The sequence below is a fragment of the Sphingobacterium sp. JUb20 genome (assembly GCF_004342035.1).
Lineage (GTDB): Bacteria > Bacteroidota > Bacteroidia > Sphingobacteriales > Sphingobacteriaceae > Sphingobacterium > Sphingobacterium anhuiense.
The window spans coordinates 1-1,487 of sequence record NZ_SLYV01000036.1; the positions used below are offsets into that span (position 1 = coordinate 1).

At 37.9% G+C, this 1,487-nt stretch carries 1 protein-coding gene; it reads right to left on the reverse strand.

Going from position 1 to position 1,487, the window contains the following annotated elements; genetic code table 11:
• Window positions 1-47: 47 nt before the first annotated feature.
• Window positions 48-1,405, reverse strand: a protein-coding gene (locus EDF66_RS25940; protein WP_132846219.1) for an IS3 family transposase whose coding sequence is annotated in 2 segments (ribosomal slippage) — window positions 48-1,061 and window positions 1,064-1,405 — 1,356 coding nt in all. Because the reading frame shifts where the segments join, the coding sequence is not laid out codon by codon here.
• Window positions 1,406-1,487: the final 82 nt, after the last annotated feature.

Below are 1,487 nucleotides of genomic sequence, written 5' to 3' on the forward strand. Positions count from 1 at the left end.
TATGTCTTCAAACTAATCAGGACAACTTGCTAAAGAGTGTTTCTTGTTTATAAATCTATTAATTTTTGTTTTAGATATTCTTTTTTTCTGTTATTAATGGCGATTTTTTTCAATCGTTCTCTTTGTTTTAATATCAGTTCTCCACGGCCATAATATACATCAGCTGGAGTTAGGTTATTTAAGGCCTCGTGATAACGTTCATTATTGTATCTTTCGACGAACTCTTCCAGCGCTTCTTTTAGTTCTTCTGGTGAATAGTAATTGTTCAATTTAACCACATTTTTCATTGTTCTGTGGTATCTTTCAATTTTTCCCTGGGTCTGTGGATGTGCTGGTCTGCCATGGACCTGTTTCATTTCCAGTTCTTCGGTCAGGTATTTTCCAAGTTCCTTAGAGATGTAGCACGATCCATTATCCGACAATAATTTAGGCTTAATTTTCGTTTTTAACTGAGCCTTTTCTATTGCCTTATCCACATTGCGTATCACATCCTCATGTTTCATTGAAGTACAAAGCTCCCAATGCACAATGTAGCGACTGTAGTCGTCCAATATGGTGCTTAAATAATAATCGCCCCAACTTTTTATTCTGAAGTAGGTAAAGTCTGTCTGCCACATTTCATGCACAAAACTGGTCTTATCCTTGAATTCATTGGATGCACTGATCAAAATATGGCTTGGTGCACTGATTAGTCCCTTGTTTTTAAGGATTCTATAAACTGAAGATTCTGAAATAAAAATCTGGTGTTCGTCTGTAATGTGATATGCCAGCTCGCGTGCCGACAGATCGACCTTATCCAGGGCAACCTCTACAACAAATTCTTTAACTTGTTCTGGAATACTGTTCCACTGTTGTTTGGACTCTCTGTTCTTTAGCTCTAATCCCTCATAACCGTCTTTAAGGTACCGATCATACCAGCTGTAAAAAGTACTTTTAGGAATCCCAAATTCATTTAAAGTACGCTTCACGCCAATCTCTGATCGGGTAACCGCCTGAATAATATCCATTTTTTCTCCTGCTGATAACCACATATACTTTTTGTATTTATCCGTTAATCCAGCAGATCCAAGCTTTTTTTTACGATATCATAACGCAGCACCAGATCGGCAACCATTTCTTTAAGCCTGGCGTTTTCTTTGCGCAGGTCTGCAACTTCATCTGATGTTGCCTCTCGGGTGACATCGCCTTCCAGTCTTTTCTTTCCAGCTTCCAGAAACTCTTTGTTCCATTTATAGAACTGGGACTCGTTAATACTGTGTTTACGACAGATCTCAGCAATAGAGTTTTCTGCACGTAAAGCTTCCATAACGATCAGAATTTTCTGCTCTGCGGTGAAGATTCTTCGGGTACTACGTCGTACATCCTTAATGAAGTTTTCGGGGGTTGTTTTTTTTGGTCTTCCCATGATGATTAAAGTTAAATCTTTTTTAGGAAAACACTCTCTTAGTTTTTAATCAATTATGTCCAAATTATGCTGACGATTTACA